Here is a 545-nt window from a genome sequence, read left to right on the forward strand (position 1 = left end):
GACATTCAGTGCCGTTTCCATATTGGCGGCCAGAACTGCCCGCTCGGGCGGCAATGCCTGCGGCAGGGTTGCAAGGGCCTCGGACGGCAGTTGGAATACATTCTGATGGGGGTGCAGGCAGAAGACCGACCGCCCCTCGTCCGTTGTGCCTACCATCGCATAGCCGTATTTGACCGGAAACGGCAGGTTTCCTGCTTGGTTCGGCCCCCGCATCCGTTCATATTCGGTTTCCGGTACCCGACCGTGGAACACCAGCCCCTCTGTTCCCCGGCTGATACCAGAGAACTCCCCGCTATATCCATGCCAATTCGAACCGTGCGGATGCCGCCTTCGTATCTGTATCCTCGGCAGGCATAGAGCCGGAGCGAATGGAAGAGGTTCTGTTTGGTCGGGAAACCTNCGAGCGGGGGTTNGRAAAGGGTTTGCTGGAACAGGCACATGGCGGCGTCGTCTATTTCGACGAGGTGGCGGACATGCCGCTTGGAACCCAGTCCAAGATGCTGCGGGTGCTGGTCGAACAGCAGTTCACGGCGGGTCGGGGGCTA

2 pseudogenes are annotated in these 545 nt (G+C 60.3%); one reads left to right on the forward strand and one right to left on the reverse strand.

What is annotated here, in order from left to right:
* A pseudogene (locus tag TR36_RS14300) lies at nucleotides 1-252 on the reverse strand (dehydrogenase); the annotation flags it as partial.
* Between the two features lie 38 nt (nucleotides 253-290).
* Between TR36_RS14300 and TR36_RS15265 the strand changes: the two are divergent.
* A pseudogene (locus tag TR36_RS15265) lies at nucleotides 291-545 on the forward strand (sigma 54-interacting transcriptional regulator); the annotation flags it as partial.

It is taken from the genome of Falsirhodobacter sp. alg1, from assembly GCF_000739715.2.
In the GTDB taxonomy this organism is placed as follows: Bacteria; Pseudomonadota; Alphaproteobacteria; order Rhodobacterales; family Rhodobacteraceae; genus Falsirhodobacter.